Below are 26,611 nucleotides of genomic sequence, written 5' to 3'. Positions count from 1 at the left end.
CAATTCATGATCTCACCAACCTTTCCTCAGAAATAGAACTGCTTACTCCATAAAGTCGTACGTGCCATCACGCAGCTCAATAGCCCATGTTGCCGTCAATACAAGCGTCTTATCCGTTATTACCGGACGATACGCTGGGAAAATAGACACAATACTAGAACGCTTCTGATAAGATTGCAGCCTTTCTTCCAAAGCGTCACCGGACATGATTTCGAAATCACGCCGCTGTACCGTCTTCAGATCGGGAATAATCATCGACCTCTCGAATCCAGAAATAATTCCCTTCTGAACTTGCATTTTCATGGAACCATAGCCCTCAGCCTGCGGCGTAATAATTGGCAAAGATTCATAGTACTGTCGGAACGTGAACGAGTGATTATCGATTAACTGCTTCTGTGGCGTGCGAGAAACTATATATTTCCCATCCCAGCCAATATGCTGATTAATAAATTTAATGCCCGCCTGCAAGTCATCCAATACCTCTGTTTTACTTTCTACTGGCGCTACAGGATCCGAATACGTGACCCAACGCAGATCTCGATTTAGCTGAAAACCGCGCTTACTGTCTGTATAAATTTCAGAACCGTCACGCTCTTTGAGATATCGTGTAATACCCGGATCAACGAACAGGCTTTGTTTCAATTGATCTGCCGTCAATAAGCTATAATTAAATATATAGTTCGGCAGTCGAAGCGGCTTTATTGGGAGATAGTAATCCCCGCTGTTTGTCGTTTTGTATAGGTTCGTCAGGTCACCAAATGCCGCGAAATTTTCCACATCTTTACTTGTAAAATCGGCCCCGATGACTTCGTACCCAACGCCCGGGGAATCCGTAAAGAAGAAGGCACGAACATCCTCGTTATTGCCCTTGGAGTAAATCCAAATCCGCGTGATTTTATCATTATCAATTGGCATTTCACCTTCAATCCGCAGCAGCTGTTGCAGAATCGTAAAAGGAATCCCGTCGCGAAAGCGAATCTCAACCCCTTGCTGTTTCGTTCGAACTTCTTCCCAGTTCACATTGACCAAATACATCGACGTTTTGCGAAATCCTTTAAAGCTTCGCTGCTTAATATTTTCGAGCAGTCGTGTGTAGTAGTAATTGCTAGGGTACAGAACAGAGTGCTGCTGATTGCCTAAGTGTACGATGATTTGATCAGGGAACAGCATGTCATGCAGTTCCAATTGCTTCCCTAATGTCTCCGTCTGAACATAATTACTTTGTTGAATAGGCTCAATCTTCGGCGGGGTGTACGAAGCCAGATAAAAGCTTTGGTACAAGCTTGTCCCAATCAGGACAACAAGAAGGATGGATTTCAGACTCTCGATCATAGCTCATCTTCCTCCTCTTGCTGAATCGGCAGTGTGAATACAACACGAGTACCTTGTCCCAGCTCCGATTCCAATATGATAGAGCCGCCATGCGCTTTTACTATTTCCCGGGCAATTGAAAGACCTAACCCCGTACCGCCCATATTGCGGGAGCGCGCTTTATCCACACGATAGAATCGGTCAAAAATGCGGGATAGATCTTTCTTCGGGATGCCAATTCCGTTATCCTGAACCGAAATTTCCAATACATCCTTCTCGATCTTCCTCGCTTCTAGTCGTATGGCCCCTTCATCACCCGTATACTTAATCGCATTCGACACGAGATTGTCGAGTACTTGATCAATTTTATCCCGATCGAGCAGTAAGCTGGTCACGCCCTGCTCCACATGAATTAGAATTTGAATCTTCCGCTGCTGCAGCTGGAAAGAGAAGCGATCGGCTACTTCCTCCAGCATCTCGCTCACAAGCGTCGAGGATTTACTCATCATCGATTGCTTGGAATCAAGCCTCGATAGATGCAAGAGATCCGTCACTAAGCGAATCATCCTCTCCGTCTCACTGCGGGTAACGCTAATGAAGCGTGAAGCCAGCTGAGGCTCCTCGATCGCTCCATCATCGAGCGCTTCCAGATAGCTCTTGATCGTCGTCAGCGGCGTACGCAGCTCATGCGAAACGTTCGCTACGAACTCGCGCCTCGCCTGCTCCAGCTTCTCCTGATCCGTTACGTCCTGCAGCACCGCAATAATCCCGTTCTGCCCTTCACCTCGGCGGTGAATCGGCGTGAACGTGATACGTACAGATAGCTGCTCATCGTCATCGGGGAGATTAATATCCAGCAGCGTCGTACTAACATGACCTTGGAGGAAACCGCGAATCGTATCCATCGGAATACCGAGCACCTCGGATATGTCCAGACCCAGCGTCGACTCCTCTTCCGTTTGTAGAATTTGCTTCGCCCTGCGGTTAAGCACGATGACATGGCCTCTATCGTCCGTAGCAATGATCCCGTCATTCATATTCGTTAAGATCGAAGCGAGCTTCTCCTTCTCTTCTTCATTCAGCGAGAGCGCTTCTTTGAGCCTATTCATCATAAAATTAAATGTATGACCGAGCTGCCCAATCTCATCGGTCCCTTGAATAATAACCTGTTGATCAAAGTTGCCTTCTGCGACAGCTGTCGCCTGCTTCGTAATCTCTTTGATCGGATTCGTTATCGTGCTGGTAAGTAGCACACCAAGAATAGCGGTTAGCCCCAGAGCGATCAAGGTTCCCGAGATGAGAATGCGGTTAATCGATCGGATCGTTTTATAAACATCTTCCATGGAAGCGATAATGTATACCGCACCTAGTACACGGGCACCGCTGCCTACCGGCTTGGCGATAATGACCTTCCGATAACCATCCCCATCCGTGAAGATCCGTTGGTTATCCTTAATCCCCTGCAGCGCCCTAATAACTTCCGGCTGCGTGTTTTTTTGTTTCAAATGATTGGGAACCGACGTGCTAATGACATTTCCATTCACATCTATAATTTGAATTTCCGCATTATTAATGGAAAATAAATTGCTAACGAATTCGTTCAAATCCGCATACGTCTTCTTGCCTTCCGCAGCGTTCTTGCTGTCCTGATCCCCAGTGAGGTAGGGCCCCACAAAGCCGGCCAGCAGCGTCACCTGACTGTTGCGTGAAGCCAAAAAATCATTCTTGAAATACGTCTCCACCGTCTTATAGAAATACACGCCGATGAGCTGCATCGCGATCAGAATGAGTAAGACATAAATAATAATCAGCTTCGCTTGAATCGATTGAAAGAAGCGGATGCCCTTCATGCTCAGAAGCCTCCGGCCTTAGGACTGCGCATTAAGTAGCCGAGGCCCCTGCGCGTCATAATGTACTCCGGACGGCTCGGGTCCGTCTCCAGCTTCTCGCGTAAGCGCCGAATCGTTACATCGACGGTTCGTACGTCGCCGAAATATTCAAAGCCCCACACAGCCTGCAGCAGGTGTTCGCGTGTCATCACTTTGCCTGAATTTTTGGCTAAATACTGAATAAGCTCGAACTCCCGATGCGTCAAATCGAGCGGTGTGCCATCTTTATACACCATGTACATGTCGTTATCGATAAACAGGGCATGAATACGCATCCCATTCCGCTGCGTGTCAGACTCGCTTGGAGCCGACTGCGCTTTCGTCTGTCTGCGCAGGTGCGCCTTCACTCGGGCAAGCAGCTCCCTAGTGCCGAACGGCTTGGTCACATAGTCGTCTGCACCCATCTCTAGGCCAAGCACTTTATCCAGTTCTGTATCTTTCGCTGTGAGCATAATGATAGGAGTATTCAGCTTCGAGCGAACCTCTCGGCACACATCCATCCCATCCTTCACAGGCAGCATGAGATCCAGCAATATCAGATCAGGCTGCTCTGAGAAAGCAAGCTCTACAGCGCTTCCGCCATCGTAAGCACAGATGACCTGGTAGCCCTCTTTTTCCAAATTAAATTTCAAAATATCTGCAATCGGTTGTTCGTCATCCACCACGAGAATTTTACCAAACAAACCTACCACCGCCTACTCAAGGATAAATGACTACGTCCTACAAGGACGAGCATGTAAAGTCAGTCTATTTTCTGCATACTACCCTCTATTTTATCATACATTCAAGTGAGAAACCCTCTACCCGATGCAAATTGAAACTTATTCTTTCTATTGTGGAAAAAAGAGACAAGGCCCCCCCGAGTTGTCCGGTTTGACCTTGCCTCTATCTATGATTAGCGGTTTAAATACTTTAACGGATTTTCTAAACTACCACTTTTGTGAATCTCAAAATGCAAGTGAACACCCGTGGAGTCGCCTGTACTTCCCATAATACCGATTTTATCGCCCTTTTCGACGATTGTACCCTCGGTGGTGGTGATTTTGCTCAAATGACCATATAACGTCTCGTAACCGTTCAAATGATTAATGATAATATAATTGCCGTAATCGGATTTATAGCCGGTTTCCGTGACTTTGCCGTTATCGGCCGTCATGATATTCTTGTTGCCTGTGATATCAATCCCTTTGTGAAGCTTGCCCCAACGCACGCCGAACGTACTTGAAATACTTGGGGAAATGACAGGCCAGGCGAACTTCCCTGAGCCTTCGCCTTGAATCACTTTAGTTCCTTTTTTCACCTTAGCCATAACAGGTTTATCAACGATCTCTTCATTCACAAGCTTCTCTTCGGTCATTAAACCGTCGACCTTCGTCACTTGAATCGTAACCTTCTTCAGCCCATTCTTTCCAGCTGTTATCGGTTGAACTACACCTACACGAAGTGAATCATCTTTCACATACTCAGTGTCGTATTGAATCTCCTGATTCTGTACAACCCGTTCTGTTGTCTTAACAGAGAGCGTTGGTTTGAGCACCGTCACATCAAGTTGGTTGCCAATTTTCAGCTTATCATCTTGAAGGCCGGGGTTATTATCATAAATGAATTGCTTCGTAATCCCTAATTTCTTCGCGATACAGGAGACACAATCTCCTTCGACAACCGTATACTTGGCAGGCTGTACATCACCGGTCTTGAGCTTCTTAACGACATCATCCGGTTTAGCCAAATCATCAGGTTCGATTGGAACTTCCTTGGTATCGACCTGCTGAATAAATTCTACTTTCTCGAGTTCCGATGGTGCTGTTGTGATATCCTCACCCAACCCTGTTGATAGAACAGCTACCTTAGCGGTTTCCTTGGCTTTAGGCGCGAAGGGTGCACTTACTTGTTCAAGAATCCGGTCAGCCGTCTGCTGATCCTTCACAATTGCGATGGCTTTCCCATCTACCTTCAATTCAATGCCGACCGGTTGCGGCACAAGCAGCTTATCAAGTGTTGCCAAAACAGCTGAATCATCAGATTCTACGTTGTAAGCCCTTTCAGGCTCATAGGTAACTCCGTTTGTTTTTAGCACGACATGCACATCTGGGAATTTTTGTTGAACTTCTTGCGGTTTTTTTTGCTTATATTCATCAATAATCTTATTGTCACTTACAATACCTATTTCTTGGCCATCCAGCTTCACATGATACACATTCACCATGCCTGCCTCTACATATTGATGTCCAGTAAACGTAATTATCCCAGTTAGAGCGATTGCACTAACTCCCAGAGCAAGGGACCATTTATGTCGTTTCATTACCGTTAGCGTCGTTGTTGTCGTTGATTCTTCCAGCTGCTTGTCTGATATTGATTCATTTCCGGTCAAGCTTTCTCGCTTAGGCGTGAATCTCTTGATGAGATCCATGACAAAGCGCATTCCCCTGAAACCTGTCATGATCTTCTCCCTTTGAACGGTTTTGCATCCGTAGATACATAAATAAACCTTGATTAGACATAATATCCATAAAGGATGTCAGCCTTTTGTTAAATTTAACACACTTTCTCTGCCTATTTCAACAAAATACTCGAAATCCATGTGATAGATTCGTGTCCATCACCAAAAGAAGGCACTATAAATTCAATTTTTTGTATGAAAATCCAAGAGATTATGCGCACAGCTACAAGGATTGACGAATTAGCATGAAAAATTGAAAGGGGACATCAACGATGGAAGTTAATTTGGCGGCTACATTCCATAATAGAGATAATTTAGAGCAAGCGGCGGAAGTTCTTAAATTGCAAGGTGTACTAGATATCAAATTCGATAATAGCGTAGTGCCTAATTCTGATCAACATGCTGACAGCTTCATTCAATCCGTAGACAGCTTTGCTGCTGAGTCCTCCTTTGCACTCATGGTAAGTGTTGAGAAGTCACGCTATCGCCAAGCTGAGGATACGATTATCAAATACGGCGGACAACTCCATTAATACTTGCTTAGGATATCAGTAAGCTGCTTCAATTCCTTCTCACTCAAGTACTTTTTAAGCGTGTCATTGACCTGCTTTAACTCCTCTGTGGTAATCCCATCTTCGAGCAAAACGGATAGATTCTGCACGTCACTTTGCGGCAGCTTGGCAACAACTAGAGAAAATATTTTCATCTTATCGTCGCTTGAGAGTGCTTCTTTCTTTTTGGCAAAATCCTCAGTCGACATGACGAGTTCCTTTTTCTGCTCGTTCGCTTCACTTCGCGCTCTTCCCATAACGGCTACGGCATCATCCTTGGCTCCTTGGGAAGCATCTCCACCGTCATTAGAACTAACTCCACTTGTGGGAAGTTGATCGTTTGGACTAGAGCTAGATAGGCTTCCAGACGGGTTGAGACTAGGAACAGGCTTCGTAGGTGCAGGGCTTTCCGATGGGGCAGCTTGCTTCCCCCCGTCTCTACGCATAACTATATTCAGCTCCCCCGCCAATCTTGCAGCAAATTCGTTAAATTGAACCTTTTTACCCAAAGCTGGGATCTGATATTGTCGAAATATATCCTCCACGTACATGTTTACAACATACCATGTCGTAAACATGGTAATCGATGTAATCAGGACTGTTCCAATGACGACCTTACTTAACCATGCTATTAATTTCATTCTCGTTATCACTCCTGGCGCATAATCATGTTCCTCCCTCCCAGTATTGACGAAATCATCTCCATTAAATCCCTTTTTGATAAAAAAGAAATCCTCTAAGCTGCAAACAGCCTAGAGGATTTCTTAAGTTATTTAGGAAAGAAGCGAACATTACGCCTCATTTGGTTATGATTATGCGTAGATTGGACGAACTAGGTTCGTTTGCTCACGGTTACGACCTACGGAGAAGATCGCGATTGGAATACCTGTCAGCTGGGAAACACGCTCCACATAATGTCTGGCATTCTCAGGCAGATCACTCAGCGTACGTGCGCCGGATACGTCTTCTGTCCAACCTGGAAGCTCTTCATATACAGCTTCACACTCGGAGATAGCTTTCAGGCTAGCTGGGTAGTGCTCAATCAACTCACCGCGGTACATGTAGCCTGTGCAAATTTTTACCGTTTCAAGACCAGTCAGGACGTCAATGGAGTTAAGGGACAAGCCCGTGATTCCGCTAACGCGTCTTGCGTGACGAACAACAACGCTGTCGAACCAACCTACACGACGTGGACGACCCGTTACAGTACCGTATTCAAAGCCTTTTTCACGAATCCAAGCGCCGATTTCGTTATCCAGCTCCGTAGGGAACGGGCCATCACCAACACGCGTCGTGTAAGCTTTTGCCACACCAATGATGTTGTGGATTTTCGTTGGGCCTACGCCTGAACCGATACATACACCGCCTGCGGTTGGGTTCGAGGAGGTAACATACGGGTATGTACCTTGGTCGATATCCAACATAACGCCTTGTGCGCCTTCGAACAATACTCTGCGCCCTTGATCAATGTATTGGTTCAATACAACCGACGTATCCGTTACATAGGGACGAATGACTTCAGCGTACTCGAGATATTCTTTGAGAATTGGTTCTACATCAAGACCCTGTGAACCGTAAACTTGCTCAATCACAACGTTTTTCTCAGCAACGATGCTTCTAAGCTTCAATTCGAACTCTTCCGCATCCATCAAATCAGCGATACGAATACCGTTACGAGCTGCTTTATCCATATAACAAGGTCCGATTCCTTTGCGGGTCGTACCAATTTTGCTATCACCTTTGCGATCTTCTTCCAGACCATCCATCAACAAATGATACGGCATAATGACATGCGCGCGGTCACTGATGTTAAGGTTCGTCGTCGTAAAACCATTATCATGAATGTAGTTAATTTCTTCAATGAGCGCAGCCGGGTTAATAACCATTCCATTCCCGATTACACAAGCTTTATCTTTGTAAAAAATACCTGAAGGAATCATCGTTAGCTTATATTTCTTCCCGCTAATAATGATCGTATGGCCAGCATTGTTACCACCTTGATAACGAGCAACAACCTCAGCAGATTCCGCTAAGAAATCCGTGATTTTCCCTTTCCCTTCATCTCCCCATTGCGTACCGACAACAACAACCGTTGACATATGCACTTACCTCCGTACGGTGACGAATCACCCATAATGAGCCGTTATGGCTTTAGTACCACAGAGAGAAGTTGGACTTCATTAAAGCGCTAAAGCGTCTAGCGTCCATCATACTTTCCCTCTGGCGATGCAAATACCTCTATACACCGTTACACTTCTGGTGAACCGGTTCAGAGGGCTTACTCACCGCAAAGGAACATCCAGGTTTCTTCGGCAGTTATCTGCAGGAAGGGAACCTACCTTACGGCATGAAAAACGACCTTATTTCGAAGTTGCCTTGCAATAAGCAGGCATTCGACCAAGGTTTTTTCACCGTCTCTAGTGTAGCAGTCCCCCTGAGCAAAGTCAATTAAAAACGAACGATTACACAGGTGCCCGTATAATCGTTCGGATATTGCGCAAACTAATAGGTTAGCCCTTTGAAAATTAAAAAAAGCAGCCGTCAATACTGCGCGGCTGCTGCTTCCTGATGACTTCGATCCATATTCACGAACTTATTAAATTGCTTCAAGAAGGCCAGCTCTACGGTTCCTACAGGACCGTTCCGCTGCTTAGCAATAATAATCTCGATAATGTTCTTCTTCTCGGATTCCTTATCGTAGTAATCGTCCCGATAAAGGAACGCTACGATGTCGGCATCTTGCTCGATCGATCCCGATTCCCTAAGGTCAGACATCATCGGACGCTTGTCTTGCCGCTGCTCAACACCCCGGCTCAGCTGCGAGAGCGCGATGACCGGAACGTTGAGCTCACGCGCAATTTGCTTCAGCGTACGGGAGATCTCAGAGACCTCCTGCTGACGGTTATCGCCTTTGCCGCGGCCGGCAATCAGCTGCAGGTAGTCGATTAGGATCATGCCGAGCCCCTTCTCCTGCTGCAGACGACGACACTTCGCACGGATGTCCGCGACCGTAATCGATGGAGAATCATCGATGTAGATGTTTGCCTCGGACAAGGCGCCAATCGCCATCGTCAGCTTCTCCCAGTCGTCGCCCTCGAGATAACCCGTCCGCATACGGTTCGCGTCGACGTTCGCTTCCGCGCAGATCATACGTTGTACGAGCTGCGCTGCGCCCATCTCCAGGGAGAAGATGGCGACGGTTTCCTTGGCCCGCACTCCTACGTTCTGCGCAACGTTCAGCGCGAACGCGGTCTTACCTACGGAAGGACGGGCAGCCAAGATAACAAGGTCTGAGCGCTGGAAGCCGGACGTCATCTTGTCGAGGTCAATGAAGCCCGAAGGGATCCCCGTTGACCCTCCCTTATTCGAGTAAAGCTGCTCAACTTTCTCGAATACTTCCATGAGCACATCGCGAATGACCACGAAGCCGCTTGAACTGCGGCGCTGCGAGATCTCAAGGATCTTCGCCTCCGCCTCGCTGAGCATCGACCCTACATCGTCCTCATTGGCATAGCCATTGGAGACGATCTGGGTCGCTGTGCGGATAAGCCGGCGTAACATTGACTTCTCCTCGACGATAGCTGCGTAGTAGTCAATGTTTGCTGCTGTTGGCACCGCATTAGCCAACTCAGAGAGATACGTTACGCCGCCGATCTCTTCAAGCTGCTGCTTATTCTGTAACCGCGACGTAAGCGTGATTAGGTCGACAGGCTCCTGCTCCTCTGCGAGTTCTACGATCGCCTCGAAGATGCGTTGATGTGTACCACGATAGAAGTCGTCGCTTGATATCCGCTCCATGGCGGTAATCAAGGCTTCGCCGTGAATCAAAATAGCACCGAGTACGGCTTGCTCGGCTTCTATATTTTGTGGGGGTACACGATCCATAAACATATTATCTCCGCTCATGCTGCTGTACCCGCCTTTCTTTTCGTTAGTTAGTTTACTAGCCATGCATCACAAATGGATGAGAATCTCTCGACTCGCTATCTATCAAGCATGGTTCTTCTTTTACTTTTCTACTTAAACTGCTAATCTTTTCTTTCATTTCTATCTTCTCAACAACCTAGTGCTCTAAAGACCGTTATTCGTCCTATTTCAGCAACTGCATACGCTAGGAACCTCATAATTGCTAAGTTCCCGCCGCAAGGTCATAAAGCTGGCTACTCCAAGTACTCTAAACTTTGGGCTATCATTCATCCATTCTGCAGCAAAAAGCAGTAAATCACCGTTTATTTCACATTTTGAGCAAAAATCATGCATTTCGTACATCCACATTTCGGACAAACTACTAATCTATCATTTCAAAAAATTATCAAATAATTTTAAAGTCTATAGAGTACTTTAGACTCTTTTCCCCGCAGCAAAACTACGAGAACTACCTCGTAGATTCACCGACCGCGGAATAACCTCACAATAGATAAGAGCCCCTACAAGGGACTCTTACCTTCATCCATGTTCTTTCTCCGTAACGCTGTTTTCTCTTGCTCTGGGACGCTGTCTTCCCTTGCTCCGGAACGCCACTACCCACGTTCCGTCGCTCCGCTTCTTACTTCTCTTCCGTCACGTGTACGTTCAAGCTAGCAGTTACTTCACTGTGCAGTTTAACAGCAACCTTAGTCACACCAAGCGTACGAATTGGATCTTCCAGCACGATTTTGCGCTTATCGATTACGATCTTGTACTGCTTCTCTAAAATTTCTGCGATTTGCTTGCTAGGGATGGCTCCGAATAGACGTCCACCTTCACCGGCTTTCGCCTTGATTTGAACGGTCATTTCACCAAGCTTCTCACCGAGTGCCTGAGCATCGGCTTTCTCTTGATCCTTGCGGCGCTGCTCGGCTTTTTTCTGATTATCCAGCACCTTAACGGTTCCTTGTGTAGCTGGAGCAGCAAGTCCCTGCGCGATTAGGAAATTCTGTGCGTAACCCTCAGATACTTCTTTCACTTCGCCCTTCTTACCTTGTCCTTTTACGTCTTTTAGCAAAATGACTTTCATTCGAAAAGTCCCTCCTCTTCCTGCATTTCCTCAAGTACTTTCTTCAATCGTTTCGTTGCTTCCTCTAAGGTGCCATCTATCTGCGTAGCTGCATTCGTTAAATGCCCGCCTCCACCCAGACGCTCCATAACGATCTGAACGTTCATCTGTCCTAGCGATCTTGCGCTAATCCCGATCAATCCGTCCGGTCGTTCGGCGATGACAAAGGATGCCATAATATTCGTCATATTCAACAATGTATCAGCTACTTGCGCAATCATCAACTGAGAATATTTGCGATTTGGCTCAGCAACTGCCAATGCGACATGTTCGTAAATCGTTTCTGTTAGTTTAATGACCTCTGCTCTCTCGATATACGAATCGAGATCTTCCTTCAGCAATCGCTGGATTAAAGAGGAATCAGCACCATTTCGGCGCAAATAGGATGCCGCTTCGAAGGTTCTTGCTCCTGTACGGAGGCTAAAACTCTTCGTATCGACCACGATCCCAGCCAGCAGCATCGTTGCCTCCAACACTTCCATGGTTAGCTTTTCATTGATATATTGAAGCAGCTCCGTCACAAGCTCGCACGTTGAGGACGCATACGGCTCCATATAGACGAGCGTCGCATCATGGATGAATTCCTCACTACGGCGATGGTGATCGACCACCACGACCCTGTGCGTCTGCTGCAGCAGCTTAGGCTCGGCTACCATGGACGCCTTATGTGTGTCCAAAACAACCGCCAGCGAGCGCTGTGTCGTAATCTGCATCGCCTGTTCCGGTGTAATGAACCAACGATGCAGCCGCTCATCGGCAGCAATCGTCTCCATGACCTTCTGAATAGAGGGATTAACGCCCTCCAGTACAATGTAGCCTTCCTTGCCGACAACCTGTACAGCCTTCAAGACACCAATCGCTGCGCCAACCGAGTCCATATCAGGGAACCGATGACCCATGATGATCACTTTATCGCTATCCTTCATTAGATCACGCAAGGCGTGAGAAATGACTCTAGCTCTAACCCGCGTACGCTTCTCAACCGCATTCGTTCTTCCGCCATAGAAGGAAAGTCGCTGTCCGACTTTGACCGTGACCTGATCGCCGCCGCGGCCGAGTGACATATCTAGTCCCATCTGTGCCATTTGACCAAGTTCCATGAGCTGTTCAGCTCCTGAAGCGATCCCAATACTAAGCGTCAAAGGAAGCTTATTTTCAATCGTCAAATCCCGCACTTCGTCCAGGATTTCAAAACGCGTTTGCTCCAGTTGGCGCAAAGCCTTCTGATCCATCAGAATGAGGAAACGATCCGACGACGTCCGGCGCAAATATATCTGGTACTTCTGAGCCCATTCGGTAATCTCACCAGTCACCTTAGCCAACATAATACTGCGGGTCTGATCATCGAGACCTTGCGTCGACTCCTCTAGATTATCCATCATTACGATACCGATCGCCGTTTTCTCATCTTCATACTTCTTCGCCAAAATCGCTTGCTCCGTTATTTCTCGGAAATAAAGCAGCCGCTCCTCAGGTTTAATCCATACTTGATAAATAAACTTTCCAATCGACAATTCCAGCTTGTCACTTTTATCACTTTTGTCCTTTTTGCTTTTCAAATCAGGGAAGAATTCAAATAGCGACTCGCCAATGACCGAATCCTTCTCAAGCATTTTTGCCACAAATGGGTTGTGCCACTCGATGCGCTTCTCTTCATTATATAAAATAATTCCGATGGGAAGGCCACTCATGACTTCATTGCCCGCTTTTTTCACTCGATGTGTAATCGTTCCGACGTACGTATTTAACTCTCTACGAAAAGCAGTCTCCGCTTGCAGCGTAAAGTATGCTAATACACCGCAAATCAGGAAGGCTGTTAGGCCCAGCCACCATTTGAACATATAAATAATGGCTGTCAAAATGATGAGTAGGACGAAAATCCACACGATATGTTGACCGTGCCACCGCTTTAAAAGGAACTTCGGCATTCGAACTAGCTCCTAATCCTATATATTTTTCTTGAACCGTTCTCGGATTGGAAACGCAACATCAAATACCCCTAATAAGCTGTATACAATAAATAAAGGAGGCATGAAGCAAACTAATACAATCGCCACGATTGGCAATATAGGCTTCCACTTGTTCGCATGGGCAACAAAGAATAGAAAACAAATTGCCTGAATAGCGAAGGCTAGCATAAGCAGTGGCATCGCATTCATGAGTAACGTAGAAATCAGCGAAATTGAAGCTGGATTAGTAAATAAATCTAAAACAAATACGACTAGATATATCCAGACGAGAGATTTCTGCAGCATCCACTCCCTCATCGGGCGCAATCCTGGAATCCCTTCCCCTGTTTTGTTGAGCAGCCAGCGGCTAATGCCGTGGGACACAAACGTGTAGAATAGGGCTACGAAAATTAAATAAAGAGGAATCACTTGCACGATGAAATTGACATACCAATCCTGATCTTTCGGCAAAATATCGCGAATTCCTGGAGGCATACTCGATATACTTTCCATCATGAATTGCTTGAACTTCGCAACCGGATCAAATCCCAGCGCATACCCGATAACAAGACTCATCAGAGACTCTGCCAGAATCGTGATAATCCCTGCTGTTAACACTGATCTTGCCGCCGCTTTACGTTTATATAAGTTACCCATGACCAGAACAGGCGGTAAGAAGAACAGAGAAACCGACATGAGGAATACCCCTTGCCATTGGGTAAGTATATACACAACGAGCAAGCTGAGCACATAGCTAATGACGAAACGTCTTGTGCTTGATTTTACATATAACATTAGAACAGGAATCATGAGAAAACTAAATGTGAAAATAATAAAAGGCGTCATTAAAGATAGCAATGAGACGATAGTCACTGCGCTCCATATGATGCTTTGCCAACTTCGTTTCCCCAACCGGGCTCACCTCTTACGTAAATGTTCTTCTAGCGATGAAATGTCGCCGTACCAGTCCTCAAGTTGATGGCCCTCTTGGCGGTGCTTCTTCATTTTCTCTACAATAGCTTCGTCTAAACTGTGAAAGGAAATGCCTAGTCTTCTGCCTAGGATGTAACCGCTCGAAATTAAGCTGGCTAATCCATCTACAATTTTCACATGGCTGCCTTCCCATATGCCTTTGAGCAGATGAGCCACATGATCTACGACTTCTGTCTTGAGCCATTCAATGACTTTGGCCCGTCTGGCTAGGTCAACATCCTTTTCCCTATTCAGCAACCGTCATCTCTCCTCATTCAGCAATGACTATTGTGTCAATTATACCACAAATAGGCACAAGAAAAGAAAGCCTCTACAGAGCTGTCCGATCCCCCTGCGTTGATGGTGTTGAAATCACTAGAAATTCGACAGTTTCGAAGGATTCGTTACGAATTTGGTGCGGAATACCGGGCAAGATCGTACAACCTTCCTGCGACTTCAGGGTGATGACCGTACCATCGATCCACATCTTAGCTTCTCCACTTAAAATGAAGAAAAACTGCTTTGACTTTTGATGCACATGTTTAACTTCACTTGTGCCCGCTGGCATTCTCTCTTGGATAATCGTCCTATCCCTATCCCGTTCCAGGTACCATCCGTCGCAATCATCGCCCCATTTGTAGTGTTCTGCCTGCTCTTTGTGGATTTTCACGATTGGTTGCTCCCCTCGTCGTTTACTTCTTGGCATACAAAAAAGACAGCCGTTAGATACAGCTGCCTTCTTGGTTTAACCCTATTCCGTTGTGTAAGGCAACAATGCGATTGTACGGGAGCGCTTGATAGCGATCGTCAATGCACGTTGGTACTTAGCGGAAGTACCAGTTACACGTCTAGGAAGAATCTTCCCGCGCTCACTGATGAACTTTTTAAGAGTTTCAATATCTTTATAGTCAATGTGCTTGATTTTGTTTACTGTGAAGTAACAAACCTTACGACGTTTACCTTTACCGCCTTTACCACGAGGAGCAAATTTGCGGTCGCCGCGATCTTCACTGTTGTTATCTCTTTTTTGGAAAGCCATTAGTTTGTTCAGTCCTTTCTACTTTAGAATGGCAAGTCATCATCGGAAATATCGATCGGTTTTCCGTCATCTATGAAAGGATCCTGCTGCTCGCGCGATCCACCGCCACGATTGCCACTGCCGCTTCCGCCGCCGTAGCTTGCGTTTGCGTTAGATGATCCGCCTTCTTCGCGATTACCGCCGCTGTTGCTGGATTCAAGGAAACGTACATTATCGGCAATAACTTCGGTCACATAAACGCGCTTGCCCTCATTGTTGTCGTAATTCCGTACCTGAATACGTCCTTCCACTGCTGTTAAACGACCTTTACGCAAATAGTTCGCACATGTTTCAGCAAGCTGCCTCCACGTCACGATATTGATAAAGTCCGCTTCCCGTTCTTTCGACTGTGAATTCGTGAAAGGGCGGTCTACTGCAAGTGTAAATTGTGTAACAGCTACGCCAGCTGGTGTATATCGAAGTTCTGGATCTTTGGTCAATCGACCGATAAGAATAACACGGTTCAACATGGAACAACCCTCCTGACGAAAATACTGGCATGAATTAAGCTACGTCGTTTACGATTAAGTGACGAATAACTTCGTCCGAAATCTTAAGTACGCGATCAAGTTCAGTTACAACAGCAGGTTCTGCGTTGAAGTGTACCAGCACATAGTGCCCGTCACGGAACTTCTTGATCTCATACGCAAGACGGCGTTTGCCCATCAGGTCATGTTTGGAGATTTCTCCCCCACCGTTCGTGATGATGCCTTGGAACTTTTCTACCGTAGATTGAACAACTTCTTGTTCAACGTCTGTACGAATGATGTACATCAGTTCATATTTGCGCATGTATTTCACCTCCTTTTGGACTAAGCGGCTCCTCTTTAAGCTTGTCAGACAAGCGAAGGAGCAAGGAGCGAGGATTCTTATTCAAAACTCGCACCTGAATACTATAGCAAATCGAGCGACAGATTACAAGTTTTTCTCTAATAAACTGCGAAGGAGGAAGCTGGTAATGGGATTCATACATGCTTCCCCTCCAAAGGGGTAATCTAAATACGATGTTATTCTTAAGAAGAGGTGATCATCATGGGTGAATGGACACAATTCAATGCAGGCGATCATGTTCCTAACGACGGCGAGTATATGGAAATCGGCGAGAATGCCTTTCATATGGGCATTTCCAATCCCAAAACGGTTACGTTGAGAAAAGGTGACACTTTCCCGGAAAATAGTAACCACAATCGAAAATGGCATCGAAAAAAATTGACGCTAAAATAAGTTTCACCATGACTAGGAGAATGAGCTATGAGAACTACCACGTTTACCTGGCTGTTCACCTTTCTAGGTGCTGCCTTGTGCTTGGTTCATTATTTATTTCATGATCATGATGCCTTCTATATGTTGTTTTACGCTCTCAGTGTACCAGCATGGTTTGCATCAACATTTACGAACATCTATGAAATTTCCATGTTTCGAATGCTAATCATTTATGCGTTAACGATCGCCTCATGGGCCCTTGTTGGGTATATCATTGACCGTTTCTCTGTCAGCTACAGACGGCGGGATAGGAGTCATTAAACGTACCGACTCTTGTGTATTGTAAGTACCTCTGAACGATATGTTCAGGGGTTTTTTGTATTTTTGTATGCTGCTCTTTCCGGCCAGCTTGCTTTGCTTTATAATTTACTATATCTACCAATCTATGTATGAGGTGAACTTTTTGGACGAAAATAGACATACGCAGCGTGAGTCTCACTCAATTGATCTAGCCCGAACTCCCACATCCTCTATTACTCGTAGAAAGCTTTTATCTACACTAGGTGCCGCGGGCATAGCCTTAGCAGCCGGGGACTTGTTCATGCCTAGCAATAAAGCGAATGCGGCAACCACTTCCACTCTCTTCTATAATGTCAAAGATTTCGGAGCCCGTGGCAACCGACGTTATGATGAAGACGACGCTCCTTATATCCAAAGCGCAATCGATACTGCTGCCCTATCAGGTGGCATTGTTTACATCCCGCCAGGCATGTACTTCCTTAAGATACCCTTACGCGTGGGCTCGAACATTACTTTAATGGGGGCCGGCAGCAGCAGCATCCTTCGATCATCCACACATAAATTCGGTCTCCTTAACTTATCTGCGGTTCAGCATGTACATATCCAGGGGTTGTCCTTTCAAGGTATTGGATCGTTCGGAAATGCTTCGGTTCCGCGAGTTGAATGCGGAATTGCACTCGATCAAGCTACCGACATTACCATCACAGACTGCACCTTTTCCACGATCGATAATGGCGTTAAATCCGTCGATTCTAACCGAGTTGTTGTCGAGAACTGTACCTTCGATAACATCATCGGAACGCTGGATTACGATACCCAAGGTTATGGCATCTGGTGCAGCAATGTTAAGAATCATCATTTTGTGCAAAACCAATTCTACATGCTCTTTCAAACGTGTATCACTTTGACCAATGGCAGCAGTCGTTCTGTCATCGCGAGAAATCGCATGCAGAAGTGCTATCAGTCTGGGATTGACCTTATATCCGGTCCCAAAGAAGAACCGTGTCAGTTTAATACCCTTTCCGATAACATCATTGAGAATTTTGTGAATTCAAGCGGAAATAAAGGATATACCTATGGAATCCGCCTCAAGGGTCACTGCATCTCCAATATGATTACTGCTAATATTCTAAATGATATCGATGATATTGGTATTCAGTTGGTGGGACAAGCAGACATCCAACAAAAACGCCCTCATCGCAATACCATATCCAATAACCAGCTCCAAGCTATAGGTAATAACGGTATTGTCCTCATTAATGCTTATGATAATCAGATTCTTCAGAATTCTATTCGTAGTTGTAAAGCAGACGGCATTTTACTCGCTGCCGAAGGCAAAGATAGCGGTTCGTACTCGGATAGTAATCAGTTGACGGGTAATAGCCTAAACAGCTGTACCAAAGCACCGATCCGTATCTCGGATGCCAATTGCCGAGAAACCATCCTCTTTGGCAATGTGGGTTCCGGCAATGGTGAGAAAACTTTCGATAAAGGCACAAATACAATCACTTCTACTCTATGAGAAAAAAAGGCCACACAACCCATTTGAGTGTGCGGCCTTTTGCTCTCGTTATTTCTGATAAACTCGTTTCTCCGATATCTTACCATCCGCAAAGAAAACGAGCTGCACGTAATAACCAGGTTGATTCGATATCTCGAATTCATACGTTTTCTTTCCATTCTCATCTTTAACCAGCTTACCTTTGGATCCTGTCAGCTTCACCACGTCATCGTAGGTGCCTGTCATACTTATTTTATCGGCCTGTTCCTTCGTTATCTTAGGAAGCGGCTCATCCTTCGTCGCATTGTCGCTAGCCTTTGGTGTCGCAGTAGCAGTAGTCCCACCAGTTGGACTACTTGTCCCGCCAGGCGTCGCAGAAGCCCCTGCAGAAGGCTGTACCGTCACTCCAGGAGTTGGACTTGCCGTACCTCCCACATTCTTCTTGGAGCACCCTGTGACGACCATAGCCAGCACCAGAAGCATCATCACCCAAATTCTCATATCGTTCTACCTCCTCATTTTACCTATGCCTAGATATGGGGTTATTTTGCTTCCTTTCCTTGCCCTTTATTCCCTACCTGCAAAAGCAAAAGAGCCCTCTACGTCTTCATAGACGTAAAAAGCTCTTAATTTGTTTCAATATGTTGGTTCCACTAGAGTACGGAAAGAGTGGGAGTCGAACCCACGCACGCCTCGCGACGCCTAACTGATTTCGAGTCAGCCCCCTTGGACCACTTGGGTACCTTTCCATGAAAAGCGAGAACAGGACTTATTGTATCAAAAAAGTCAGGCTCTCGCAAGTGTTTTTCTTGAACCCCTTAGGAGGACTCTTCTTGTATCTCTGTATTCGATCGAAGTACTTTTTTTAGCTTACTTTCGAACTTCGTTCTCGGCACTAACACACTGTGTTTACAGCCTACACATTTGATCCGAATATCCATGCCCATCCGAATGATTTCCATTTCATTGGTGCCACACGGATGGGGCTTTTTCATTTGCACAATATCGCCAAGTTGATACTGCTTCTTCTCCATTCGTCTGCCACCGCCTTTTCCGAATTTTATGGACATGATCTTCTTGGGTTATAGCACTTCTATTTGTGTGATATTGAGTTGCTTCTTAATCTCGATATTCAAAAGTCTAGTCACATTAAATTGTCTAGTCGGCTTGCACTCCGCGATAATGCGAATTTTCAAATCCGTTGTACCCACCATCTGAACACCAAGCACCTCAGGTTCTTTCACAATATCATCGGTTAACAGCTGAACTTGCTTCACCGTTTCCTTGAGGATTTCTGTCGCTTTATCAATATCCAAATGAAGTGGAATCGTTACATCAACTACAGCAAGTGAATTGTAGGTAGAAAAATTGGTGACCTGTTTGATATTCCCATTTGGAATAATATGCACTTCACCGGTCCAACTCTTAATCCGGGTCACTCTAATCCCGATTTCTTCCACAGTACCTTTGAATGAATCAATCTGAATGACATCTCCCACCCCGAATTGATCCTCAAATATGATGAAGAAACCTGTTATTACATCTTTCACCAAACTCTGTGCCCCGAAACCAATCGCTAAACCAAGGACACCTGCTCCCGCAAGTAATGGACCTATATTCAACCCCACTTGCCCTAGTATCAGCATAATGCATATGAGATTGATCGTGTAAGCTATTAGATTATGTATAAGACTTCCTATTGTGTTCGTTCTTCTTCTATCAAATTTCAACGGAGACTTATCTCTTGCTGAAATCATATGAGCAATTGTTTTATCAGCTATTTTTATGCAAATTTTAGCTACTACATAGATTAATATAATTTTAACGATAATCCAAAATATCGAAGCTATCATTTCCGGTTTCGTTATATGTTCGTGTATCCATTGAACTAAATCTGCAAAAAACTTAGTTACAAAGGCCATGTGCAGCCCCCCTTAATTTCATTCTATCGTAACATATTTATCCTCATTTTTAAAATAGATGCCTCTTATTTCCACATTCTCTGAATGAATAATCTCTCTTACTTGTTCTAAACTCTCTCCCGGAAATTCGATAGACAGTGCACAGCCTGCAGTGATTTCTTTCGGAGTTGGTCTTATGTCGATCTCGATATCTGCATACTCTAGCAGCATTTCTGCTCTCAGTGCTTGTTGAGTAGAATCAAACGCTAGCAACATAATTGAAAGTTTCAGGGAAAGTCCCCCTCTTCTACGTATAAATGTCCCTATCTCTCCATATACTAGTAAAAAAAGTAGTAACATTTGGAGGGATACGATGAAATTCCAATTTGGTTTCGATGGAGTGAAAAATACGGTTCTAGAACCACTGAAGATTCAACATACAGATGCCGATACTCCTTATCTTCTCTCAAAGCATTTACACACCATCTTCAGCAAACTACCAACCTATCAACCTATCGTTGTCATATGTGTAGGGACTGATCGTTCTACTGGTGATTCCTTAGGACCATTAGTTGGTTCTCATTTGAATCGAACGACCAACCTCCACAACCTCCATCTTTTTGGTACTTTAGATGAGCCTGTCCATGCCATGAATTTAGCTGAAACTGTTGATAAAATCCATAACCAATTTCAAAATCCATTCATCGTTGCCATCGATGCTTGCCTTGGTCAAGTATCCAGCGTCGGTTGCATTCAGGTTGCCGATGGACCTCTTAAACCTGGCGCCGGTGTTAATAAAGATTTGCCTCCAGTTGGAAACATCCATGTAACCGGAATTGTAAATGTCGGTGGATTTATGGAGTATTTCGTCCTGCAGAACACGCGGCTTAGCTTAGTTATGAATATGGCCAATATTATTGGTGATGCTCTTCATTCAGCTTTGCGTCGCACGCAATCTTATACACCTAATGCTACGGCTGCTTTAAAGTTTGATTAATCGTTTCTTTTTCTTCTGAGCTTAGCGTATACGTTGATTGTGCATTCTGAATTGGCTTAGCATATAAATACATTTGCTCGCGACTATGTATTCCCGTTAGAATGACCCCATCTTGATAATCATCTAATATAGCAATTGTAAAACTTAAATCACTTCCACCTTCATTGAAGGCATTATAGCGATGGATCGCGATTTTTGACTTCGTCTTCATCAATGCTTGACGAATCGTTTCAACCTTGGCTGAAGTCGCTATTGATTCGGCCTTTTGCTCGTTCAATCCTTTTTGCATTTCAATTATGAGCTGTTCTATATTCTCTGCTTTTGAGCCGTTCATCATTTGTGTATATTGTTTACGCAAGGAAGCTAATTTAATTGATACAACTAATATGAAAATAAACAGCACAACGATTAATAAGAAACAAGTTAATACGATGACCTCACCATCAAGGCCAAACAGTTCCCCCATGATTTATCCCTCTTTCTACTTCGCATACTGCGTTTGAATCTCTTTTACAGCATCAATCAAGGCAACCACTTCATTATCCGTTGTAAAATAGCCAATGCTCGCTCTTACCGCACCTATAGCTAAAGTTCCAGCAGCTTCATGCGCAAGTGGCGTACAATGATAGCCTGAACGAACGGCAATCTGAAAAGATTGATCCAGGATAAAAGCCACCTCCGATGAATCCGCATCGTTGATATTAAAGGAAACAATTCCTGTTTTATTTTGTCCAAGCATCGGCCCAAGAACCGTGACTCCTTCAATTCCCAGTAACCCTTCCATCAGGAGCTGAGTTTGACGCCACTCTTTTTCATGAATCTTTTCTACCGTTTCAGCCAAGACAAATTTCACGCCTTCATTCAAACCCGCTATTCCAACTGTGTTTTGCGTCCCAGCTTCATAGCGATCTGGTCGCACGGTAGGTTGGTGTATGGCCTCCGATTGACTCCCCGTGCCTCCATGTAATAGCGGCTCTAAATCAATGTCCGGATGAATGTATAAACCACCTGTTCCCTGAGGCCCCAGGAGCCCCTTGTGGCCCGGAAATGCCAACATATCAATATTCATACCCACTACATCAATTGGTAATATGCCGGCACTCTGAGCCGCGTCTACGAGCAGCCTAACGCCTTGAGCACGACAGATGTCTCCTATTTCACCAACTGGCATAATTGTTCCCAACAGATTTGAACTATGATTGACAACAACTAGTGTTGTGTTGGGTTGAAACGCCTTCTTCAATTCATCTAATCGAATATTACCTTGTTCATCACTAGGGATATACGTAAGTTCAACCTGAGCCGAAGCCTTCAAATATTCAAGCGGTCTACGTACGGAGTTGTGCTCGATATTGGTGCATATCACGTGGTCCCCAGCTTTTACGAAGCCTTTGATCGCTTGATTCAGCGCATGGGTTGTATTCAATGCAAACGATATATCATTAGGGTTTCTAATCCCGAATAAACGTGCCGTATTTTTTCGCGTCTCAAATAATACCCTACTGGCTTTCACTGCCATCTGATGACTACCTCTGCCTGGATTGGCTGCAAACTCCTGCATACATTGCATCATGGCATCCATAACGGCAGGCGGCTTTGGCCACGATGATGCCGCTTGATCAAAATACATAACACCCTTCATATTGTCACCCTCTCTCATGGATAAACAGCTTACGCCGTCCTTAAAGACGAGCACGGTTGATAAGGTTGGTGCGAAGCACTTTAAGTTGTATAGTTACTCATCAACTCATAAATATAGCATACCTTAGTTTGATCTTTCAGTTCGAAAGAAAACCATCGGTATGCTATCTAATTTTAAGAGATTTTTCCTTGAAGTAATTCTAGTAGACGGTTTAAATCGTCTTTGGAATAGTAGAGAAGTTCAATCTTACCTTTATCCTGCTGATGTTTAATTTTCACCGTCGTACGGTAGATATCTCTCAACTGATCTTCGGCTTGATTAATATATGGATCTCTATTCTTTTCTTTTTGCTTACTTCTTTCCTTCTCTTGCCCTGGTGTCTCTTCCAACGTTTTCACAGCTTCTTCTAGCTCACGTACACTCCATTGTTTACTGATGGTCGTTTCTGCGAGTTCTTTCTTCACCTTATCGTCCTTCACACCCACAATAGCTCTAGCATGTCCCATTGATAATGTTCCACGTGAAACATATTGTTTAATGGATTCAGGCAGTTGCAGCAATCTCAGAAAGTTAGCAATATGCGATCTACTCTTTCCAACCTTTGCAGAAAGCTCTTCTTGTGTAAGAGAAAACTGGTCAATAATACCTTGATAAGCGAAAGCAATTTCCATCGCATTGAGATCTTCACGTTGTACATTCTCAATCAAAGCGATTTCCATAACTTGTTGATCCGAAAAGTTTCTTTCAACAGCAGGAATCGTCGGGATCCCTGTTAATTGAGAAGCACGGAACCTTCGTTCACCTGCAATAATCTCAAAACCCTTGAGAACTTTACGGACGATAATCGGTTGAATAACACCGTGTTCTTTGATTGAATCAGCTAATTCTCTAATACTATCTTCATTAAAGTTTTTTCTAGGTTGATAAGGGTTTGCTCTCAATTGAGATAATGGGATTTGAATAACTTTATCACTATCATCGATATGTAAAGAAGTAATTAAAGCATCCAATCCCTTACCTAAACCTTTAGAAAGGCCTTTGGTCATACAGAGATCACTTCCTTCGCAAGCTCTAAATACACTTCCGCGCCTTTTGATCTAGGATCATACGTAATAATAGATTGTCCATGACTGGGCGCTTCACTTAAGCGAACATTTCTTGGAATAATCGTTTGGTATACTTTCGTTTGGAAGTATTTCTTTACTTCTTCAATAACTTGTATACCAAGGTTGGTTCTTGCATCGAACATAGTCAACAAAACACCTTCAATTTGAAGCCCTGTATTAAGATGCTTTTGAACTAAGCGAACGGTATTGAGCAGCTGGCTTAATCCTTCAAGCGCATAGTATTCACATTGAATTGGGATAATGACAGAATCGGCAGCAGTTAATGAGTTAATGGTTAGAAGGCCTAGTGACGGAGGACAATCAATAAGGATGTAATCATATAAATGTTTCACTAACTGGAGGGATTTCTTTAATCGTACTTCCCTTGAAATCGTTGGTACAAGTTCTATTTCAGCTCCTGCTAACTGAATAGTTGCAGGTACTATTTTGAGATTCGGAACATTGGTATCAACCGTTGCATCTTTGGGATGAACATCATTAATTAGTACATCATAAATACAATTAACAACATCCGCTTTGTTTACACCTATGCCACTTGTTGTATTGCCTTGTGGGTCGATGTCAACGAGAAGCACCCTTTTCCCTAAAGAGGCTAGGGAAGCACCTAAATTCACAGAAGTTGTCGTCTTGCCGACGCCACCCTTCTGATTTGTTATTGCAATTATTTTAGACAAAACCATTTCACCTCAATCGCTTATGTTTCAAATGCCATACTAAAGCAGTATTACTATCTTAACATATCTATGAGCGAGTTACCTTATCAATATTTGATAGTTTATGTCCATAAGATGCAAAAAAACGGCTTGCGCCGTTTAAGGTAGCAATAAATGCCTTATTATCGTTTAGGAATCTTAATTATAATTTCGTAATGATCATCATGATCTTGCTCAGACGTATTAATATTTAAACCTGAACTCGAAACCATCTCAACAGATTGACGAATCGTATTTAGTGCTAACCGAACATCCTTCGAAAAAGAGACGCGACGAGATTTCTTGATTTTAGTAGCTTCCTTCAAAAAATTAATCTTAATTTCGGTTTGCTTTACATTCAACTCTTTAGCGATGATTTCTTCAAGCACTTTAACTTGTAGTTCCTCTTGATCAAGCGCCAACAACGCCCTGGCATGACGTTCAGTAATTTTTCGTTCCATTAATGCCATCTTAACAGGTTCGCTTAGATGTAATAATCGAATCTTATTTGCAATCGTGGATTGGCTTTTACCAAGACGCTGAGCTAAGCTTTCCTGCGTTAAATCATGCATCTCTATTAATTGTTGGTAAGCAGCAGCCTCTTCTATTGCAGTTAGTCCTTCACGCTGTAAATTTTCAATAAGAGCAATAGATGCTGCTTGTGAATCGTTGAAATCACGTACGATTGCAGGGATTGTATCGAGACCCAACTTTTTAACAGCTCTTAGACGTCGTTCACCTGCAATTAGTTCGAATGTGTTGTTCTTAACTCTGACAACGATAGGCTGAATGATACCATGAGTTCGAATAGTTTGCATAAGCTCATCAATTCGATCATCATCAAATAGCAACCTTGGCTGATACGGACTTGGAATAATACTATTCACCGATATGTTCTTGACCTCGTCAGTCGTTGATCGATCTGATAGGCCAAATAGCTTTGAAATTTGTTCTTTCATAGGAAAACTTACCACCAACTCTTCCCGTAGTTTAAGCGACCAAAATGATCCAAAGATAGACGACCTCTTCGTCCTACACAAGGATAAACGGCAACTTCATCCTTAAACGGATGAGTGCGTTTGTCAAGGTTGATGCGAAGCAAAAGTATATACCTATACTTTCTTTTCAACGAACGAAAACATTTTGCCAATATTACGTCGAAGTATGACAAGTGCAATCTCTTAAAATTACTTACCTATTAGGTTAAATTCACTCTATTATTAATTCAACATAGAGTTCTTATTTCCTTCTATTTGACACTCGAATCCATGTAAATGTTTCACGTGGAACAAATTCACAATTAGACCAAAGGCTCTTTAAGCGGGATACCTGCTTTCCTAGGATACTTAGCGGGAGTCGATGCTAGTTTATGAATCTCTACAAAATGCCGGATCGATTCCTCGATTGGTAGCTGCATACGATTCACCTTGACTACCTTCCCTCTTAACTCTGCTAAACTGAATGAAGCCTCGCTTAGTTCCTCATCAATCTCTGAACCTTTCATCGCAATGAACGTTCCACCTTTCTTAACAAAAGGAAGACAAAATTCATTTAGAACCTGCAATCGTGCTACAGCTCTAGCCGTAACCAAATCAAATTGATCTCGATATTTAGGTAATCTAGCAATGTCTTCTGCTCTACCATGAACACATTCCGTATCCGTAAGCCCGAGTTGCGTAACTAACTCTCTTAAAAACAAAATACGTTTATTCAAAGAATCAACGATCGTGATTTTAAGATGTGGAAAAGCAATTTTCAAAGGAATACTCGGAAATCCAGCTCCAGAGCCTATATCTGCTACGGATGATATTTGGCTCACATTATAATTAAAAGAAACAGAAAGAGAATCATAGAAATGTTTTAAGTAAACTTGATCTCTCTCTGTAATACCCGTTAAATTCATTTTCTCATTCCACTCTACAAGTGTCTTGTAATACAACTCAAATTGATCAAGTTGATCTGTAGAAAGAGAAATTTGTTGTTTTTCTAATAATTGAACAAATTGATGTTGAATAGGATCCAT

At 44.1% G+C, this 26,611-nt stretch carries 30 protein-coding genes and 1 tRNA gene; 5 read left to right on the top strand and 26 right to left on the bottom strand.

Annotated elements, in window-relative coordinates; genetic code table 11:
• Positions 1-42: 42 nt before the first annotated feature.
• The 4 genes from AC58UU_RS28560 to AC58UU_RS28545 form a co-directional block, all read right to left on the bottom strand.
• The gene (locus AC58UU_RS28560; RefSeq protein ID WP_497320624.1) at positions 43-1,332 is read right to left on the bottom strand and encodes a YycH family regulatory protein; all 1,290 of its coding nucleotides are present in this window, start codon (positions 1,330-1,332) and stop codon (positions 43-45) included.
• Entirely contained in the window at positions 1,329-3,161 is a 1,833-nt protein-coding gene (gene walK, locus AC58UU_RS28555; RefSeq protein ID WP_497320623.1) for a cell wall metabolism sensor histidine kinase WalK, read from the bottom strand. The genes AC58UU_RS28560 and walK overlap by 4 nt, the downstream gene beginning before the upstream one ends.
• 2 nt (positions 3,162-3,163) lie before the next feature.
• On the bottom strand, positions 3,164-3,883 hold the full coding sequence (yycF, locus tag AC58UU_RS28550; RefSeq protein ID WP_029196128.1) for a response regulator YycF: 720 nt from the start codon (positions 3,881-3,883) through the stop codon (positions 3,164-3,166).
• 212 nt (positions 3,884-4,095) lie between these two features.
• A complete protein-coding gene (locus AC58UU_RS28545; protein WP_497320622.1) occupies positions 4,096-5,640 on the bottom strand; it encodes a peptidoglycan DD-metalloendopeptidase family protein in 1,545 nt (514 codons plus the stop codon).
• Between the two features lie 272 nt (positions 5,641-5,912).
• Between AC58UU_RS28545 and AC58UU_RS28540 the strand changes: the two genes are divergently transcribed.
• Positions 5,913-6,173 carry a hypothetical protein gene (locus tag AC58UU_RS28540; protein WP_497320620.1) on the top strand — a complete coding sequence of 87 codons (261 nt, stop codon included), beginning with the start codon at positions 5,913-5,915 and terminating at the stop codon, positions 6,171-6,173.
• Here AC58UU_RS28540 and AC58UU_RS28535 read toward each other — a convergent pair.
• The 11 genes from AC58UU_RS28535 to rpsF form a co-directional block, all read right to left on the bottom strand.
• A complete protein-coding gene (locus AC58UU_RS28535; RefSeq protein ID WP_497320619.1) occupies positions 6,170-6,832 on the bottom strand; it encodes a hypothetical protein in 663 nt (220 codons plus the stop codon). The two genes, AC58UU_RS28540 and AC58UU_RS28535, sit on opposite strands and share 4 nt — an antisense overlap.
• A 171-nt stretch (positions 6,833-7,003) precedes the next feature.
• Positions 7,004-8,290 (bottom strand): adenylosuccinate synthase, encoded by a 1,287-nt coding sequence (locus AC58UU_RS28530; protein WP_497320618.1) that lies wholly within the window; start codon positions 8,288-8,290, stop codon positions 7,004-7,006.
• Between the two features lie 442 nt (positions 8,291-8,732).
• Complete coding sequence (gene dnaB / locus AC58UU_RS28525) at positions 8,733-10,097, bottom strand: replicative DNA helicase (protein ID WP_029196133.1); 1,365 nt, start codon at positions 10,095-10,097, stop codon at positions 8,733-8,735.
• Positions 10,098-10,737: 640 nt separating this feature from the next.
• Positions 10,738-11,187: a 50S ribosomal protein L9 gene (gene rplI / locus AC58UU_RS28520; RefSeq protein WP_056838752.1), complete on the bottom strand. Its 450-nt coding sequence runs from the start codon at positions 11,185-11,187 to the stop codon at positions 10,738-10,740.
• Positions 11,184-13,154, bottom strand: coding sequence for a DHH family phosphoesterase (locus tag AC58UU_RS28515; RefSeq protein WP_497320616.1), 1,971 nt, complete (start codon positions 13,152-13,154; stop codon positions 11,184-11,186). Before AC58UU_RS28515 ends, rplI begins: the two co-directional genes overlap by 4 nt.
• Before the next feature lie 18 nt (positions 13,155-13,172).
• A complete protein-coding gene (locus tag AC58UU_RS28510) occupies positions 13,173-14,087 on the bottom strand; it encodes a DUF2232 domain-containing protein (RefSeq protein WP_497320615.1) in 915 nt (304 codons plus the stop codon).
• Between the two features lie 6 nt (positions 14,088-14,093).
• Positions 14,094-14,405: a MazG-like family protein gene (locus AC58UU_RS28505; protein ID WP_029196137.1), complete on the bottom strand. Its 312-nt coding sequence runs from the start codon at positions 14,403-14,405 to the stop codon at positions 14,094-14,096.
• A gap of 73 nt (positions 14,406-14,478) precedes the next feature.
• Complete coding sequence (locus AC58UU_RS28500; protein WP_497320612.1) at positions 14,479-14,817, bottom strand: cupin domain-containing protein; 339 nt, start codon at positions 14,815-14,817, stop codon at positions 14,479-14,481.
• Positions 14,818-14,898: 81 nt separating this feature from the next.
• Positions 14,899-15,186, bottom strand: coding sequence for a 30S ribosomal protein S18 (rpsR, locus tag AC58UU_RS28495; RefSeq protein WP_029196139.1), 288 nt, complete (start codon positions 15,184-15,186; stop codon positions 14,899-14,901).
• Between the two features lie 23 nt (positions 15,187-15,209).
• Positions 15,210-15,695, bottom strand: a complete 486-nt coding sequence (gene ssb, locus AC58UU_RS28490; RefSeq protein WP_029196140.1) for a single-stranded DNA-binding protein — start codon at positions 15,693-15,695, stop codon at positions 15,210-15,212.
• Between the two features lie 34 nt (positions 15,696-15,729).
• Positions 15,730-16,017: a 30S ribosomal protein S6 gene (gene rpsF, locus AC58UU_RS28485; protein ID WP_028557223.1), complete on the bottom strand. Its 288-nt coding sequence runs from the start codon at positions 16,015-16,017 to the stop codon at positions 15,730-15,732.
• Positions 16,018-16,257: 240 nt separating this feature from the next.
• Between rpsF and AC58UU_RS28480 the strand changes: the two genes are divergently transcribed.
• The 3 genes from AC58UU_RS28480 to AC58UU_RS28470 all read left to right on the top strand — a co-directional run bounded on the left by AC58UU_RS28480 (position 16,258) and on the right by AC58UU_RS28470 (position 18,250).
• Positions 16,258-16,449 (top strand): YjzC family protein, encoded by a 192-nt coding sequence (locus tag AC58UU_RS28480; RefSeq protein ID WP_497320610.1) that lies wholly within the window; start codon positions 16,258-16,260, stop codon positions 16,447-16,449.
• Between the two features lie 27 nt (positions 16,450-16,476).
• A complete protein-coding gene (locus AC58UU_RS28475; RefSeq protein WP_171644215.1) occupies positions 16,477-16,749 on the top strand; it encodes a hypothetical protein in 273 nt (90 codons plus the stop codon).
• A gap of 142 nt (positions 16,750-16,891) precedes the next feature.
• Positions 16,892-18,250, top strand: coding sequence for a right-handed parallel beta-helix repeat-containing protein (locus tag AC58UU_RS28470; RefSeq protein WP_497320609.1), 1,359 nt, complete (start codon positions 16,892-16,894; stop codon positions 18,248-18,250).
• Positions 18,251-18,298: 48 nt separating this feature from the next.
• Here the strand turns inward: AC58UU_RS28470 and AC58UU_RS28465 are convergent, their stop codons facing one another.
• From AC58UU_RS28465 to AC58UU_RS28445, 5 genes are all read right to left on the bottom strand, one after another.
• A complete protein-coding gene (locus AC58UU_RS28465; RefSeq protein WP_497320607.1) occupies positions 18,299-18,730 on the bottom strand; it encodes a hypothetical protein in 432 nt (143 codons plus the stop codon).
• Between the two features lie 160 nt (positions 18,731-18,890).
• Positions 18,891-18,978: transfer RNA gene (locus AC58UU_RS28460), tRNA-Ser, on the bottom strand.
• 69 nt (positions 18,979-19,047) lie between these two features.
• The gene (locus AC58UU_RS28455) at positions 19,048-19,263 is read right to left on the bottom strand and encodes a DUF951 domain-containing protein (RefSeq protein WP_029196148.1); all 216 of its coding nucleotides are present in this window, start codon (positions 19,261-19,263) and stop codon (positions 19,048-19,050) included.
• A gap of 48 nt (positions 19,264-19,311) precedes the next feature.
• Positions 19,312-20,151, bottom strand: coding sequence for a mechanosensitive ion channel family protein (locus tag AC58UU_RS28450; RefSeq protein ID WP_497320606.1), 840 nt, complete (start codon positions 20,149-20,151; stop codon positions 19,312-19,314).
• An 18-nt stretch (positions 20,152-20,169) separates the two neighbouring features.
• The gene (locus tag AC58UU_RS28445; RefSeq protein ID WP_497320770.1) at positions 20,170-20,406 is read right to left on the bottom strand and encodes a putative Se/S carrier protein; all 237 of its coding nucleotides are present in this window, start codon (positions 20,404-20,406) and stop codon (positions 20,170-20,172) included.
• Positions 20,407-20,503: 97 nt separating this feature from the next.
• Here AC58UU_RS28445 and yyaC point away from each other — a divergent pair, with 97 nt between their 5' ends.
• Positions 20,504-21,127 (top strand): spore protease YyaC, encoded by a 624-nt coding sequence (yyaC, locus tag AC58UU_RS28440; RefSeq protein WP_497320605.1) that lies wholly within the window; start codon positions 20,504-20,506, stop codon positions 21,125-21,127.
• Here the strand turns inward: yyaC and AC58UU_RS28435 are convergent.
• The 6 genes from AC58UU_RS28435 to rsmG all read right to left on the bottom strand — a co-directional run bounded on the left by AC58UU_RS28435 (position 21,102) and on the right by rsmG (position 26,611).
• Complete coding sequence (locus tag AC58UU_RS28435; RefSeq protein ID WP_497320604.1) at positions 21,102-21,593, bottom strand: DUF4446 family protein; 492 nt, start codon at positions 21,591-21,593, stop codon at positions 21,102-21,104. The genes yyaC and AC58UU_RS28435 overlap by 26 nt on opposite strands.
• Positions 21,594-21,608: 15 nt before the next feature.
• Positions 21,609-22,769 (bottom strand): aminotransferase class V-fold PLP-dependent enzyme, encoded by a 1,161-nt coding sequence (locus AC58UU_RS28430; RefSeq protein ID WP_497320602.1) that lies wholly within the window; start codon positions 22,767-22,769, stop codon positions 21,609-21,611.
• Positions 22,770-22,942: 173 nt separating this feature from the next.
• Complete coding sequence (locus tag AC58UU_RS28425; protein ID WP_497320600.1) at positions 22,943-23,815, bottom strand: ParB/RepB/Spo0J family partition protein; 873 nt, start codon at positions 23,813-23,815, stop codon at positions 22,943-22,945.
• On the bottom strand, positions 23,812-24,570 hold the full coding sequence (locus AC58UU_RS28420) for a ParA family protein (protein ID WP_029196154.1): 759 nt from the start codon (positions 24,568-24,570) through the stop codon (positions 23,812-23,814). The genes AC58UU_RS28425 and AC58UU_RS28420 overlap by 4 nt, the downstream gene beginning before the upstream one ends.
• Before the next feature lie 161 nt (positions 24,571-24,731).
• Positions 24,732-25,547 (bottom strand): nucleoid occlusion protein, encoded by an 816-nt coding sequence (gene noc, locus AC58UU_RS28415; RefSeq protein ID WP_307550993.1) that lies wholly within the window; start codon positions 25,545-25,547, stop codon positions 24,732-24,734.
• A gap of 341 nt (positions 25,548-25,888) precedes the next feature.
• Positions 25,889-26,611, bottom strand: a complete 723-nt coding sequence (rsmG, locus tag AC58UU_RS28410) for a 16S rRNA (guanine(527)-N(7))-methyltransferase RsmG (RefSeq protein WP_497320598.1) — start codon at positions 26,609-26,611, stop codon at positions 25,889-25,891.

This window comes from Paenibacillus sp. JT22N1 (assembly GCF_059692155.1).
This window is presented reverse-complemented; position numbering and strand designations above follow the sequence as displayed.